Annotated in this window: 11 protein-coding genes and 1 tRNA gene; 9 read left to right on the top strand and 3 right to left on the bottom strand. The window is 60.0% G+C overall.

Translation table 11 applies throughout. The annotated features are described in order from the left end of the window. Positions 1 to 162 precede the first annotated feature (162 nt). Positions 163 to 249 (bottom strand) — tRNA-Leu (locus tag HU720_RS22430). A gap of 269 nt (positions 250 to 518) precedes the next feature. Here HU720_RS22430 and rnr point away from each other — a divergent pair. From rnr to dnaB, 7 genes are all read left to right on the top strand, one after another. Continuing rightward, on the top strand, positions 519 to 3,110 hold the full coding sequence (rnr, locus tag HU720_RS22425; RefSeq protein WP_186523035.1) for a ribonuclease R: 2,592 nt from the start codon (positions 519 to 521) through the stop codon (positions 3,108 to 3,110). After that, positions 3,107 to 3,853, top strand: coding sequence for a 23S rRNA (guanosine(2251)-2'-O)-methyltransferase RlmB (gene rlmB / locus HU720_RS22420; protein ID WP_186523034.1), 747 nt, complete (start codon positions 3,107 to 3,109; stop codon positions 3,851 to 3,853). The genes rnr and rlmB overlap by 4 nt, the downstream gene beginning before the upstream one ends. Before the next feature lie 493 nt (positions 3,854 to 4,346). Beyond that, a complete protein-coding gene (gene rpsF / locus HU720_RS22415; protein ID WP_186523033.1) occupies positions 4,347 to 4,772 on the top strand; it encodes a 30S ribosomal protein S6 in 426 nt (141 codons plus the stop codon). A gap of 28 nt (positions 4,773 to 4,800) precedes the next feature. Continuing rightward, positions 4,801 to 5,031, top strand: coding sequence for a 30S ribosomal protein S18 (gene rpsR, locus HU720_RS22410; protein ID WP_003249563.1), 231 nt, complete (start codon positions 4,801 to 4,803; stop codon positions 5,029 to 5,031). Positions 5,032 to 5,065: 34 nt separating this feature from the next. Further along, entirely contained in the window at positions 5,066 to 5,932 is an 867-nt protein-coding gene (locus HU720_RS22405) for a hypothetical protein (protein ID WP_186523032.1), read from the top strand. Between the two features lie 20 nt (positions 5,933 to 5,952). Next, entirely contained in the window at positions 5,953 to 6,399 is a 447-nt protein-coding gene (gene rplI / locus HU720_RS22400; protein WP_186523031.1) for a 50S ribosomal protein L9, read from the top strand. Positions 6,400 to 6,504: 105 nt separating this feature from the next. Beyond that, positions 6,505 to 7,902: a replicative DNA helicase gene (gene dnaB, locus HU720_RS22395; RefSeq protein WP_186523030.1), complete on the top strand. Its 1,398-nt coding sequence runs from the start codon at positions 6,505 to 6,507 to the stop codon at positions 7,900 to 7,902. Positions 7,903 to 7,945: 43 nt separating this feature from the next. Here the strand turns inward: dnaB and HU720_RS22390 are convergent, their stop codons facing one another. Continuing rightward, positions 7,946 to 8,767: an RHS repeat-associated core domain-containing protein gene (locus tag HU720_RS22390; RefSeq protein WP_225917206.1), complete on the bottom strand. Its 822-nt coding sequence runs from the start codon at positions 8,765 to 8,767 to the stop codon at positions 7,946 to 7,948. A gap of 455 nt (positions 8,768 to 9,222) precedes the next feature. Here HU720_RS22390 and HU720_RS22385 point away from each other — a divergent pair, with 455 nt between their 5' ends. Further along, the gene (locus HU720_RS22385; protein WP_186523026.1) at positions 9,223 to 11,520 is read left to right on the top strand and encodes a YgiQ family radical SAM protein; all 2,298 of its coding nucleotides are present in this window, start codon (positions 9,223 to 9,225) and stop codon (positions 11,518 to 11,520) included. 115 nt (positions 11,521 to 11,635) lie between these two features. Here the strand turns inward: HU720_RS22385 and HU720_RS22380 are convergent, their stop codons facing one another. Beyond that, a complete protein-coding gene (locus tag HU720_RS22380) occupies positions 11,636 to 12,223 on the bottom strand; it encodes a TIGR00730 family Rossman fold protein (RefSeq protein WP_186523024.1) in 588 nt (195 codons plus the stop codon). A 344-nt stretch (positions 12,224 to 12,567) separates the two neighbouring features. On the opposite strand from HU720_RS22380, the gene azu reads away from it, so the two are divergent. Further along, complete coding sequence (azu, locus tag HU720_RS22375; RefSeq protein ID WP_186523036.1) at positions 12,568 to 13,017, top strand: azurin; 450 nt, start codon at positions 12,568 to 12,570, stop codon at positions 13,015 to 13,017. The last annotated feature ends 67 nt before the right edge of the window (positions 13,018 to 13,084 follow it).

Genomic DNA, 13,084 nt, shown 5'->3' with positions numbered 1-13,084 from the left:
AGAAGACTCGAACTTCCACGACCGTTAAGTCACTGATACCTGAAACCAGCGCGTCTACCAATTCCGCCACCTGGGCAAAGCTTTGCATCGTCTGCCGAAGGAGATAACATCGCCTTCACGCAGTAGTAACAGATCCTTGGTCATCTATTACTTGAAAATTTTTGGTGCCCAGGAGAAGACTCGAACTTCCACGACCGTTAAGTCACTGATACCTGAAACCAGCGCGTCTACCAATTCCGCCACCTGGGCACACATTCGAGATAAAAGATGCTTTACAGCGCCGTTCATCTCTACTACAACTTCGGGGTTGCCCGTCGTTGTGGTGCGCACTATACGGGCGGCTCTCGGAGCTGTAAAGCCCTGGGCTCAAAAAAATTTCAAAAAATTCAACTTGTTGATTCCGCAGGTCATTGCCCGTCACCAGACATGCCTTCAGGGCTGTCCAACGGTGACATTTCCGGTTTCAATAGGCCTATGCCAGAATTCATATCTATAGACACCAAGGTGAACCCCTTCTGATGGCCGATTGGCAATCCCTCGATCCCGAGGCCGCTCGCGAAGCGGAAAAATACGATAATCCCATCCCCAGCCGTGAGCTGATCCTGCAGCGCCTCGCCGACCGTGGCGAGCCAGCCGCCCGCGAGGAGCTGGCGGCAGAGTTCGGTCTTTACGAAGAAGACCAGATCGAAGCCCTGCGCCGCCGCCTGCGAGCAATGGAGCGTGATGGCCAGCTTATCTACACCCGGCGCGGCACTTATGCCCCGGTAGACAAACTCGACCTGATCTGTGGCCGCGTTTCCGGCCACCGTGATGGCTTCGGCTTCCTCATCCCCGATGACGGCAGCGAGGACCTGTTTCTCAGCCCGGCGCAGATGCGCCTGGTGTTCGACGGTGACCGTGCATTGGCGCGTGTCTCCGGCGTCGACCGCCGTGGCCGCCGTGAAGGCGCACTGGTCGAAGTCATCTCCCGTGCCCACGAGACCGTGGTCGGCCGCTACTTCGAAGAAGGCGGCATCGGCTACGTGACCCCGGACAACCCGAAAATCCAGCAGGAAGTGCTGGTGACGGCCGGGCGTAGCAATGGCGCCAAGATCGGGCAGTTCGTCTCGATCAAGATCACCCACTGGCCAACCCCGCGCTTCCAGCCGCAGGGTGATGTGGTCGAGGTGATCGGTAACTACATGGCCCCGGGCATGGAAATCGACATCGCCCTACGCAGCTATGACATCCCGCATGTCTGGCCGCAGGACGTAATCAAGGAAGCGCGCAAGTTCCGCTCCGAAGTCGAAGACAAAGACAAAGAAAAGCGCATCGACCTGCGCCACCTGCCGTTCGTCACCATCGACGGCGAAGACGCCCGCGACTTCGACGACGCCGTGTACTGCGAGCCACAGGGCAAACTGCGCCTGTTCTCCGGCGGCTGGCGCCTGTACGTGGCGATTGCCGACGTGTCGAGCTACGTGCGCCTGGGTTCGGCCCTGGACGTCGAGGCCCAGCAGCGCGGCAACTCGGTTTACTTCCCCGAGCGCGTCATCCCCATGCTGCCCGAGGAGTTGTCCAACGGCCTGTGCTCGCTGAACCCGCACGTTGATCGCCTGGCGATGGTCTGTGAAATGACCATCAACAAGACCGGCCAGATGGTCGACTACCAGTTCTACGAGGCGGTCATCCATTCCCACGCGCGCCTGACCTACAACAAGGTCAGCAGCATGCTCGAGCACGCCCGCACCCGTGAGGGCAAGGCGCTGCGTGACGAGTACAGCGCAGTAGTGCCTGACCTGAAGAACCTCTACGCCCTGTACAAGGTGTTGCTGGCGGCCCGTCACACCCGTGGCGCGATCGACTTCGAAACCCAGGAAACCCGGATCATCTTCGGCGAAGACCGCAAGATCGACGAAATTCGTCCGACCGTGCGCAACGACGCCCACAAGTTGATCGAGGAATGCATGCTGGCGGCCAACGTCGCCACTGCCGAGTTCATGCGCAAGCACAACGTGCCGTCGCTGTACCGCGTGCACGATGGCCCGCCGCCGGAGCGCCTGGAAAAACTGCGCGCCTTCCTCGGCGAGCTAGGGCTTTCGCTGCACAAGGGCAAGGATCCGTCGCCCAAGGATTATCAGGCGCTGCTGGCAAGCATTGCCGGGCGCCCGGACTTCCACCTGATCCAGACCGTCATGCTGCGTTCGTTGAGCCAGGCGGTGTACAGCGTCGAGAACAATGGCCACTTCGGCCTGAACTACGAAGCCTACACCCACTTCACCTCGCCGATCCGGCGTTACCCGGACCTGCTGGTGCACCGTGCCATTCGCAGCGTCATCCGTTCCAAGGTCGACACCCCGCACGTCAAGCGTGCCGGCGCCGCGAGCATTCCTAAGGCGCGTATCTACCCGTACGACGAGACCAGCCTGGAGCAGATGGGCGAGCAGTGCTCGATGACCGAGCGGCGTGCCGACGAGGCCACCCGCGACGTGGTCAACTGGCTCAAGTGCGAGTACATGCGTGACCGCGTGGGCGAAACCTTCCCAGGCGTCATCACGGCGGTGACCGGTTTTGGCTTGTTCATCGAGCTGACCGACATCTACGTCGAAGGCCTGGTGCATGTCAGCGCCTTGCCGGGTGACTACTACCACTTCGATCCAGTCCATCACCGCCTGGCGGGTGAGCGCACCGGGCGCAGTTTCCGCCTGGGCGATACCGTCGAGGTCAAGGTCATGCGCGTCGACCTCGAACAGCGCAAGATCGACTTCGAAATGGCCGATGCCACCATCAACGCGCCGATCGGTCGCAAGAACCGCTCCGCTGCCGGTGAAACCGCACCTGCCGCCGCTGCGCCTGCCGCTGCTGCGCCGAGCGAAGCGAAAATCTCGCCCAAGCCGCGCAGCCGCAAGGGCGAAACCGCTGATGCGTACTTCCCCAAGGATGCCGTGCAGCGCAACGCCGAAGTGCGCAAAAGCCGCGAAATGAAAAAGGCGCTAATGGGCGAAGCGCGCACCAGCGGTGCTGGCAGCAAGGCCGACAAAGGCAGCAGCAAGCCGGCCGGCAAGCCAAGCAAGCATCGCAAAGGGCCGCCGAAGTCCGGCGCGCCACGTAAAGGCAAGACCAAGTCATGAGTCAGCTGGAAAAAATCTACGGCGTGCACGCGGTTCAGGCGTTGTTGCAGCACCATCCAAAGCGGGTCAAGCAGATCTGGCTGTCGGAAGGTCGCAGCGAGCCTCGCCTGCAGGCGCTGCTTGAGCTGGCCGCGCAGAACCGCGTGCAGGTCGGTCAGGCCGAGCGTCGTGAGCTCGACGCCTGGGTCGAGGGTGTGCACCAAGGCGTTGTCGCCGAGGTGAGCCCAAGCCAGGTGTGGGGCGAGGCGATGCTCGACGAGTTGCTCGAGCGCAGCGAAACGCCGCCGTTGATTCTGGTGCTCGACGGCGTCACCGACCCGCACAACCTCGGCGCGTGCCTGCGCACCGCCGATGCGGCCGGTGCTACCGCCGTGGTTATCCCCAAGGACAAATCCGCCACGCTTACCGGCGTGGTGCGCAAGGTCGCTTGTGGTGCTGCCGAGGTGATTCCGCTGGTGGCGGTGACCAACCTGTCGCGCACGCTGGAAAAACTCCAGCAGCGCGGTTTGTGGGTGGTCGGCACGGCGGGTGAGGCCGAGCAGGAGATCTACCAGCAAGACCTCACCGGGCCACTGGTGATGATCATGGGCGCCGAAGGCCGCGGCATGCGCCGCCTGACCCGCGAGCACTGCGACTTTCTGGTGAAGCTGCCGATGGCTGGCAGCGTCAGCAGCCTGAACGTCTCGGTGGCCACCGGGGTGTGCCTGTTCGAAGCGGTGCGTCAGCGTCAGATCAAACGCTGATCGGGTAGTTTTCGTGGGTGGCGCAGTTATGTGCAGGCCTGTTCCGGCCTCGTCGCAGGCTGTCGCCAGCTCCCACGCAGGCCCTGCTCAATGGCAACATCGCTGGTCGGACCCAATCCTGTGGGAAATGTTAGACAGTCGTGGCGAGCGGGCTTGTCCCGCGTTGGGCTGCGAAGCAGCCCCTTGGGTTTTCAGGGCTGCTACGCAGCCCAGCGCGGGACAAGCCCGCTCGCCACGAGAAGGTATGTCTGGCGAGAACAGGCTTATACCAAACCATAGAATCCCCGCCGTTGCCGTTCACTTGGCCAAATTGTTGCGAGCTGTTCAATTATTCGCCAATTACCTTGCTTGTCCCTCGGGGCTTCTCTACAATTGCGCCCCTTGCCGAGCTGGCAGGCGCGCATGCGTCTCCCCTCAGGGCAAGACATACAGTGTCATTCACTCCTTGTCTGACCACAGTTGCTGGCAGACTACTAACCCGTAAGGAGCATTCATGCGTCATTACGAAATCATCTTCCTGGTTCACCCGGACCAGAGCGAGCAAGTCGGCGGCATGGTTGAGCGTTACACCAAGCTGATCGAAGAAGATGGTGGCAAGATCCACCGCCTGGAAGATTGGGGCCGTCGTCAACTGGCCTACGCAATCAACAATGTTCACAAGGCTCACTACGTGATGCTGAACGTTGAATGCACCGGCAAGGCCCTGGCCGAGCTGGAAGACAACTTCCGCTACAACGATGCCGTGATCCGTAACCTGGTCATCCGTCGCGACGAAGCCGTTACCGGCCCGTCCGAGATGCTCAAGGCCGAAGAGAACCGCAGCGAGCGCCGTGAGCGTCGTGAACGTCCTGACAATGCTGATGGCGTCGATGGCGACGACAGCAATGACAGCGACAACAGCGATAACGCTGACGAGTAATCCACGGACTTTTTGAGGAGCCAATTACATGGCACGTTTCTTCCGTCGTCGTAAATTCTGCCGCTTCACTGCTGAAGACGTGAAAGAGATCGACTTCAAAGATCTCAACACCCTGAAAGCTTACGTATCCGAAACCGGCAAGATCGTTCCAAGCCGCATCACCGGTACCAAAGCTCGTTATCAGCGTCAGCTGGCTACCGCTATCAAGCGCGCCCGCTTCCTGGCCCTGCTGCCCTACACCGACAGCCACGGCCGCTGAGACCGGGTTGTCGACTGAGTAGTAAGGGATAGGCATGCGATCGTTGGCAAGCTACATCATGCGCGGTCGTATGCAGGCCATCCTCGTGGTGGTCATCAGCGCGGTACTACCGCTGCTGTTCTGGTTGAGTGCCGCCGCTGGGAGCCTTGTGTTCCTGCGGCGTGGTTTCAAGGATGCATCATCGGTCATCGTCTGGGGCCTTTTGCCAGCGGTGGCCATGTGGGTCTTCGGCGAACCCAGCGTGTTGCTGGTTATGGTGGGAACGCTGGGTCTGGCCGCTTTGTTGCGTGCCGGGCATTCCTGGAACCGGGTGCTGTTGTCCAGCATCGTATTAGGCTTGTTTTACGGCCTGATTCTGGACGTGGTACTGCGCGACACCTTCGAGGTGCTGGGCAAGGTGCTTGAAAAAGCCCTGCCGCAAATCGAAGGCAAGCCGGTATTGCCTGGTGAGCTGATCGGCCCTTTGCTGGTCGCTTCCAGTGCGGTAATGCTGCAGTTGTTCAGCGTGGTGGCTTTGATGCTGGCGCGCTATTGGCAGGCTGCGTTGTACAACCCCGGTGGTTTCGGTCGCGAGTTTCGCGAGGTGAGGCTACCGCTGGTACCCATGCTGGTACTGGTGTCGCTGATGGTGTTGGGCCCATTCATCGGGCCGCAATTCATCGTGCTGGCATCGGCTTCGAGCCTGGTGCTGCTGCTGGCCGCCCTTGCCTTGATTCACGGGCTGGTGGCTCAGAAGCGATTGGCCGGTTTCTGGCTGGTTGGGTTGTACGTGACGCTGCCGCTGATCATGCAGCTGGTCTATCCGTTGCTCGTGGTTTTGGCCATTGTCGACAGCCTGATTGATTTTCGCGGTCGCAAGTCCCCTGAAAAGGGTGACGACTCCGCGAACGGTGAAGGTTAAAAGTTAAGAGGTTTTACCAAATGGAACTGATCCTGCTGGAAAAAGTCGCTAACCTGGGCAACCTGGGCGACAAAGTAAATGTTAAGGCCGGTTACGGCCGTAACTTCCTGCTGCCATTCGGCAAGGCCACCGTTGCCAATGCCGCCAACCTGGCCGCGTTCGAAGAACGCCGCGCCGAGCTGGAAAAAGCTGCAGCAGACAAGAAAGTGTCGGCTGAAAGCCGCGCTGCCCAACTGGCCGAGCTGGAAGTGACCATCACTGCCACCGCTGGCGACGAAGGCAAGCTGTTCGGTTCGATCGGCACCCACGACATCGCTGACGCCCTGACCGCCTCCGGCGTTGAAGTGGCCAAAGCTGAAGTTCGTCTGCCGAACGGCACTATCCGTCAGGTTGGCGAATACGACGTAGCCGTGCACCTGCACAGCGACGTTGAAGCCACCGTACGTGTGGTTGTCGTAGCTGCCTAAATCGGCTGGCCCCTTTGTGGGCCAGGCGGTTAACATCGGGCACGGTCCTGTTCCATACAGGCCGTGCCCTTTGTTTTTTTCACCTTCCAGAATTCTTTCGTGGCCATGAACGAGATCACCACCTCCGAACAGCTCGACCTGCAAACCGCCTCCCTGAAGGTGCCGCCGCATTCCATCGAGGCCGAACAGGCCGTACTCGGTGGCCTGATGCTGGACAACAATGCCTGGGAGCGCGTGCTGGATCAGGTATCGGACGGCGATTTCTATCGGCATGACCACCGGTTGATCTTCCGCGCCATCCACAAACTGGTGGATGCCAACCAGCCGTTCGACGTGGTGACGCTGCACGAACAGCTCGACAAGGAAGGCGTATCGACCCAGGTCGGCGGGCTGGCGTACCTGGCAGAGCTGGCCAAGAACACGCCGTCGGTGGCCAACATCAAGGCCTACGCCGCGATCATTCGCGAGCGGGCCACGTTGCGCCAACTGATCAGCATCAGCACCGACATCGCCGACAACGCGTTCAACCCGCAAGGGCGTGATGCTGCGGAGATTCTCGACGATGCCGAGCGGCAGATCTTCCAGATCGCCGAAGCGCGGCCAAAGACCGGCGGCCCGGTGGGCGTCAACGACCTGCTGACCAAAGCCATTGACCGCATCGATACGCTGTTCAACTCCGACAGCGACATCACCGGTATCTCCACCGGCTACACCGACCTGGACGGCAAGACCAGCGGCCTGCAGGCAGCGGACTTGATCATCGTGGCCGGCCGTCCGTCGATGGGCAAGACCACCTTCGCCATGAACCTTGTCGAAAACGCCGTGTTGCGCAGCGACAAGGTGGTGCTGGTGTTCTCCCTCGAGATGCCTGGTGAATCGCTGGTCATGCGTATGCTGTCCTCGCTTGGCCGTATCGACCAGACCAAGGTGCGTTCCGGCCAGTTGGATGACGATGACTGGCCGCGCCTGACCTCGGCGGTGAACCTGCTCAACGACCGCAAGCTGTTCATCGACGATACCGCCGGCATCAGCCCGTCGGAAATGCGTGCCCGCACGCGCCGCCTTGCCCGTGAGCACGGCGAGATCGGCATGATCATGGTCGACTACCTGCAGCTGATGCAGATCCCGGGTTCGTCGGGCGATAACCGGACCAACGAGATTTCCGAGATCTCTCGCTCCTTGAAAGCCCTGGCCAAGGAATTCAACTGCCCGGTCATTGCCCTGTCTCAGCTCAACCGCTCCCTGGAGCAGCGCCCGAACAAACGCCCGGTGAACTCCGACTTGCGCGAATCCGGTGCAATCGAGCAGGACGCCGACGTGATCATGTTCGTCTACCGTGACGAGGTGTATCACCCTGACACCGAGCACAAGGGCGTTGCCGAGATCATCATTGGTAAACAGCGTAACGGCCCCATCGGCTTCATTCGCCTGGCCTTCATCGGCAAGTACACCCGGTTCGAGAACCTGGCGCCGGGCATGTACAACTTCGACGATGATGAGTGAATCAGATCTGGTTAGATCTGACCTTACAAGATTTGTTGAGGTTTTAGACAGTTATGATTCGACCCGGCTGCGCAGACTGCCGGTCGGTTGCGTTCTTGTGAGGGTTTCTAATGTTGCCTGCTCGGGTCTTCGTAGCGGTGAAACCATAAGAAAGCGGTAGTACTCTTTGTTTCTCTGCAATGAACACGTTACCTTGTCGTCTTTCTACGACCGGAACTGAGCCCCCGTAGCCGGAGGTCTGCGCGCCCGTATGGTCGCTGAATTCCTCAATAAAGGATTTGCCGGTATGGCTATTGGGAATCGCTGAGTCGCAGGCTAATACGTGAGTCTGTCTCCTGTGCATATCGACCCCTTGCCTTCTCAGTTCTTCGAACGTGTCTGTGGCGCTGAATGTATGGATTCGGTCAGCGGATATCACGCCAGGCTTACCATGGGCGCTGATGTAGAGAGTGGGCAATTTTCCGTCCGCTCTTGAGGGGCCAGTAAAGGCAATAATTTCATGGAACTCTGCCACGATTTTTCCGGAGTAGGTCTTACTGACTGAGAGTTTGTTTATTGCATAGGTGATGAACTCGAAGAAATGCCCCGTTGGGTCGTTGCGATTAATTGGATCGCAAAGGCAGAAGGCGTAGGCATTCAGCCACCCTCGCGCAAAAGGGCTTTCGTTATCGGGGCTGTTGAAGCGCCTGAGAGTCGGGTAGTAGGCGCGGTAGCCATTCCCCAGTAGGTAAAAGCCAGTGATTGGATCCTGTCGCTCACCTTTAAAAGCCAGGGAATGTTTCTTGCCATTACTGTATCCGTAAGCACAGAAAGCCGCATCGAAGCGGCCTTCCAGTCCAATTTCACGGTTGGCTGAGTTGAACATTTCAATCCCTCTCATGGGTGTGACTGATTCCGCGAGTGATAAGGCTCGCGGGGGCCGCTTTGAAGAAAGGGCTCCCGATCATTCCAGAGTAGATTTGCGTCATGCAGTGCGTGGAAGTTCTTCATTTCCTAGTCTGCCTGCTTGTATATTTCAGAATCCTACCTGCATCCAACAGGTTGGTAGAACTGGCAAAAATGATAGGGGTGACGATAGGTAAATCACTCGACCATCGCTATTGGATCGACATTTTTTATGTGCTCGCGTCCGCGACTTCCAATTACATCAGCGCCGCTCCCTGGGGCGATGGATAGAACCACCTGCGTTGAACCCCCCCGGTGGCAGCGGGTTTTGCCTGGGCGATCTCGATGAATCCGACCACCACCGTCGGATTTGGTCAATTTTTGTGCTATATTCCGCGCCCGCGATTTCCCTGAACACCAGAACCGGTCACTGACATGCAAGCAGCCAAACCACTCTACGACTATCCCAAGTACTGGGCCGAATGCTTCGGCCCGGCGCCTTTCCTGCCAATGAGCAGGGAGGAGATGGATCAGCTCGGCTGGGATTCCTGCGACATCATCATCGTGACCGGTGACGCCTACGTCGACCACGCGTCGTTCGGCATGGCCATCATCGGCCGCCTGCTGGAAGCCCAGGGCTTCCGCGTCGGCATCATTGCCCAGCCCAACTGGCAGTCCAAAGACGACTTCATGAAGCTCGGCGAGCCGAACCTGTTCTTCGGCGTCGCGGCCGGCAATATGGACTCGATGATCAACCGCTACACCGCCGACAAGAAAGTGCGCTCCGACGACGCCTATACCCCAGGTGGCCTGGCCGGCAAACGCCCGGACCGCGCAAGCCTTGTGTACAGCCAGCGCTGCAAGGAAGCCTACAAGCACGTGCCGATCGTGCTCGGCGGCATCGAGGCCTCGCTGCGCCGCATCGCCCACTACGACTACTGGCAGGACAAGGTCCGTCATTCGATTTTGGTCGATGCCAGCGCCGACATCCTGCTGTACGGCAACGCCGAGCGGGCCATTGTCGAGGTCGCCCAGCGCATGTCCCAGGGCGAGCGCATCGAACAGATCACCGATGTGCGCGGCACCGCGTTCATCCGCCGCGATACGCCGCAAGGCTGGTACGAGATCGACTCCACCCGTATCGACCGCCCAGGCCGGGTCGAGAAGATCATCAACCCGTACGTCAACACCCAGGACACCCAGGCCTGCGCTATCGAGCAGGCCAAGGGCGAGCAGGAAGACCCGAACGAAGCCAAGGTGGTGCAGATTCTCGACAGCCCAAGCGTGACCCGCGAAAAATCGGTGATCCGCCTGCCGTCGTTCGAGAAAGTGCGCAACGACCCGGTGCTGTACGCCCACGCCAACCGCGTGCTGCACCTGGAAACCAACCCAGGCAACGCCCGCGCCCTGGTGCAGAAGCATGGCGAAGTGGATGTGTGGTTCAACCCGCCACCCATCCCCATGACTACCGAAGAAATGGACTACGTGTTCGGCATGCCTTACGCGCGCATCCCGCACCCGGCCTATGGCAAGGAGCGCATCCCGGCCTACGAGATGATCCGCTTCTCGGTCAACATCATGCGTGGCTGCTTTGGCGGTTGCACCTTCTGCTCTATCACCGAGCACGAAGGGCGGATCATCCAGAACCGCTCCCATGAGTCGATCCTGCACGAAATCGAAGAGATGCGTGACAAGGTGCCGGGCTTTACCGGGGTGGTTTCCGACCTCGGCGGGCCGACCGCCAACATGTACCGCATCGCCTGCAAGAGCCACGAAATCGAGAAGCACTGCCGTAAGCCATCGTGCGTGTTCCCGGGCATCTGCGAGAACCTCAACACCGACCACAGCTCGCTGATCGAGCTGTACCGCAAGGCGCGCGCCCTGCCGGGGGTGAAGAAGATCCTGATCGCCTCGGGCCTGCGTTACGACCTGGCGGTGGAATCGCCGGAGTATGTCCGCGAGCTGGTTACCCACCACGTGGGCGGCTACCTGAAGATTGCCCCGGAGCACACCGAGCGTGGCCCGCTGGACAAGATGATGAAGCCGGGTATCGGCACCTATGACCGCTTCAAGCGCATGTTCGAAAAGTTCTCGAAAGAAGCGGGCAAGGAGCAGTACCTGATCCCGTACTTCATCGCAGCCCACCCCGGCACCACCGATGAAGACATGATGAACCTGGCCTTGTGGCTCAAGGGCAATGGCTTCCGCGCCGACCAGGTGCAGGCGTTCTACCCCTCGCCGATGGCCTCGGCCACGGCCATGTACCACTCGGGCAAGAACCCGCTGCGCAAGGTCACCTACAAGAGTGAAGGGGTGGAGATCGTCAAGAGCGACGAGCAGCGGCGCTTGCACAAGGCGTTTCTGCGCTACCACGACCCGAAGGGCTGGCCGATGCTGCGTGAAGCGCTGGAGCGCATGGGCCGCGCTGACCTGATCGGGCCTGGCAAGCACCAGTTGATCCCGCTGCACCAGCCGCAGAGCGACACTTACCAGAGCGCACGGCGCAAAAACTCCACCCCTGCCGGCAGCCACAAGCTGGGCAAGGACCAGAAGATCCTCACCCAGCACACCGGCCTGCCGCCGCGTGCCAGCGATGGCAGCCAGCCATGGGACAAGCGCGAGAAGGCCAAGGCCGAGGCGTTTGCCCGTAACCAGCAGGCGGCCAAGGAGCGCAAAGAGGCGGCCAAGGGCGGCAAAGGCAAGAAGCCGCGCCAGCCTGTGATTCCGCGCTGATTTGAATGTCATGGGGCCGCTTTGCGGCCCTTTCGCGATACAACGGGTTGCGGTCTTTCTGTAGGAGCGGCCTTGTGTCGCGATAGGACCGCAAAGCGGTCCCACATTGCGAGGATCAATCCGGGGTCTTGTCGACCCACTTCGGCACCACTGGCGCCACGAAGCTATCCATCGCATCCAGCAGCTCATCGGGCTGCTGCGCCAACTGCAGCATCGCCCGGTGCTGCGGCCGCACAAAGCCTTCCTCGACCACATGGTCCAGGAACCCGCCGAGTTTTTCGTAGAAGCCATTCACATCCAACAGCCCCAGCGGCTTGGCGTGATAGCCCAGTTGGCCCCAGGTCCACACTTCGAACAGTTCTTCCAGCGTGCCCAGGCCGCCAGGCAATGCGATGAAGGCATCGCTGAGTTCGGCCATGCGCGCCTTGCGTGCGTGCATGCCATCGACCACTTCAAGTCGGGTCAGGCCTTTGTGGCCGACCTCGGCATCCAGGAGGCTTTGCGGGATGATGCCGACCACCTCGCCACCTGCGGCCATGGCCGCGTTGGCGACGATGCCCATCAGGCCGACCGCCCCACCGCCATATACCAACTTCAGGCCGCGCTGGGCGATGGCCTGGCCCAGCGCAATGGCGGCGTCACGGTAGGCTGGGTTGGCGCCGGTGCTGGCGCCACAGAACACACAAACGGAACGTACTGGCATTGCTTGTCTCCCTTCACAGGGCTGACAGGTTAAGGCGCGCCGCCTGCACTTCCAAGGGTATTCACTCCGGGCGGGAGAATTCGCAGGCAGCACCGGTAGCGCCCTGGGCGTATGCGGCGAGCATGCTGTTGAAGAAATTTGCGAGGGACATTGCCGTTACTCCTAAATGAGAGGTTGTCCCATCGTCTATCAAGAGGGCATGATGTGCTCTTAGATTGGTTGTATACAATCCATTGAACAATTCAACTGGCTGGCCACTTGACACCCTTTGACCCAGGTCACCAAGGGTTGCCTCGGTTTCAGGCAGTCTCGCAATTGATAAAACCCTGCCAAGGAGATTCATGATGTTTGCGAAAGCTGTAGCGGTATCCCTGCTGACCCTCGCCAGCGCCTCCGTGTTTGCAGCCGAGTGTTCGGTCACTGTCGACTCCACCGACCAGATGTCCTTCAACACCAAGGAAATCACCGTCGACAAGAGCTGCAAGGAATTCACCGTCAAACTGACCCATTCCGGCAACCTGCCGAAGAACGTCATGGGCCATAACCTGGTGATCAGCAAGACGGCCGATATGCAGGCGATTGCGACCGAAGGCATGGGCCAAGGCCTGGACAAGGACTACATCAAGGCCGACAACGCCGCGATCATCGCCCACACCAAGATGATCGGCGCGCCGGAAAAACAAACCGAAGTGAAGTTCGACGCTACCAAGCTCGAAGCCGGTGGCGACTACAGCTTCTTCTGCACCTTCCCAGGCCACATCTCGATGATGAAGGGCAAGGTTGTCGTCAAGTAAGCAAAGCCTGACGTAGTGCGTGGGAGCGGGCTTGCCCCGCGATGGCGATGGTGGATCCACCATCGCC

It is taken from the genome of Pseudomonas sp. SWRI51 (assembly GCF_014268825.1).
GTDB lineage: Bacteria > Pseudomonadota > Gammaproteobacteria > Pseudomonadales > Pseudomonadaceae > Aquipseudomonas > Aquipseudomonas farsensis.
Note: the sequence above shows the minus strand (reverse complement) of the source record. Positions and strands in the feature narration are given on the sequence as shown.

Coding starts and splice junctions, on each gene's coding strand:
- HU720_RS22380 (WP_186523024.1), bottom strand. CDS start 12,223: ATGCCAGTACGTTCCGTTTGTGTGTTCTGTGGCGCCAGCACCGGCGCC.
- rplI (WP_186523031.1), top strand. CDS start 5,953: ATGGAACTGATCCTGCTGGAAAAAGTCGCTAACCTGGGCAACCTGGGC.
- HU720_RS22385 (WP_186523026.1), top strand. CDS start 9,223: ATGCAAGCAGCCAAACCACTCTACGACTATCCCAAGTACTGGGCCGAA.
- rnr (WP_186523035.1), top strand. CDS start 519: ATGGCCGATTGGCAATCCCTCGATCCCGAGGCCGCTCGCGAAGCGGAA.
- HU720_RS22405 (WP_186523032.1), top strand. CDS start 5,066: ATGCGATCGTTGGCAAGCTACATCATGCGCGGTCGTATGCAGGCCATC.
- rpsR (WP_003249563.1), top strand. CDS start 4,801: ATGGCACGTTTCTTCCGTCGTCGTAAATTCTGCCGCTTCACTGCTGAA.
- dnaB (WP_186523030.1), top strand. CDS start 6,505: ATGAACGAGATCACCACCTCCGAACAGCTCGACCTGCAAACCGCCTCC.
- rlmB (WP_186523034.1), top strand. CDS start 3,107: ATGAGTCAGCTGGAAAAAATCTACGGCGTGCACGCGGTTCAGGCGTTG.
- rpsF (WP_186523033.1), top strand. CDS start 4,347: ATGCGTCATTACGAAATCATCTTCCTGGTTCACCCGGACCAGAGCGAG.
- HU720_RS22390 (WP_225917206.1), bottom strand. CDS start 8,767: ATGTTCAACTCAGCCAACCGTGAAATTGGACTGGAAGGCCGCTTCGAT.
- azu (WP_186523036.1), top strand. CDS start 12,568: ATGTTTGCGAAAGCTGTAGCGGTATCCCTGCTGACCCTCGCCAGCGCC.